The sequence below is a fragment of the Micromonospora sp. ZG13 genome (genome assembly GCF_059359355.1).
On record NZ_JCADBQ010000050.1, the window covers coordinates 1 to 938 of the forward strand.

Below are 938 nucleotides of genomic sequence, written 5' to 3' on the forward strand. Positions count from 1 at the left end.
CTGGATTTTGGTGTCGTGTTCGAGGATGCGGTGTTGGAGTTCTTGGAGGCTGCGGCCGGGTTCGAGGCCGAGGCCGTCGATGAGTGCTTCGCGGGTGCGGCGGTAGACGCGGAGGGCGTCGACTTGGCGTCCGCTGCGGTAGAGGGCGAGCATGAATTGGTGGCAGAGGCGTTCGCGTAGTGGTTCGGTGGCGGTGAGGATTTCGAGTTCTGGGGTGATTTCGCGGTGTCGGCCGCAGGCGAGTTCGGCTTCGAGTCGGTCTTCGATGGCGGAGAGTCGTTCGTCTTCGATGGCGGTGATTTCTGACCAGGTGATGCCGGTTTCGACGAGGTCGGCGAGGGCGCGTCCGCGCCAGAGGGCGAGTCCTTGGTGGAGGAGGTCGGCGGCGTGGTGGGGGTTGTTGGTTGCGGTGGCGTGGCGTCCTTCGCGGATGAGTCGGCGGAAGCGGTAGAGGTCGATGGTTTCGGTGTTGAGGCGGAGTTGGTAGCCGGGTGGGTGGGTGTGGAGGGTGGCGGTGGTGGTGGGGTCGGTGTTGGTGGTGAGGGTGCGGCGGATGGCGGAGACGGCGTTTTGGATCATTTTGCGGGCGGTGGGGGGTGGGTTGCCGTCCCAGATGGCGTGGAGGAGTTGGCTGGTGGCGACGACTTTGTTGGCGTTGAGGAGGAGGTAGGCGAGGATGGCGCGTTGGCGGATTCCGCCGAGTTCGAGTGGGGTGTTGTTGTTGGTGATTTCGGTGCTGCCGAGTACGGAGAATTGCATGGTTCCTCCGGGTGGTTGGCGGCGTGTTGGTGGGTTTGGAGTTTCCCATTGGTGGTCATTGGTGGGGCACCCCTAGGGCACCCCGCAGGAGGTGGTGGGGGGTGGTGGTGGTCATTGGTGTGGAAGTGCGCTGGTGCTGGTCAGGTGTCGTGGGCCGGCGGTGGGGCATGAGACCGTCA

At 64.6% G+C, this 938-nt stretch carries 1 protein-coding gene; it reads right to left on the bottom strand.

Annotated features, from left to right (window positions below; translation table 11 throughout):
• The coding region (locus AC5L34_RS29490) for an AfsR/SARP family transcriptional regulator (RefSeq protein WP_494827921.1) at positions 1-759 on the bottom strand (759 nt) is incomplete at its 3' end.
• Positions 760-938 lie beyond the last annotated feature (179 nt).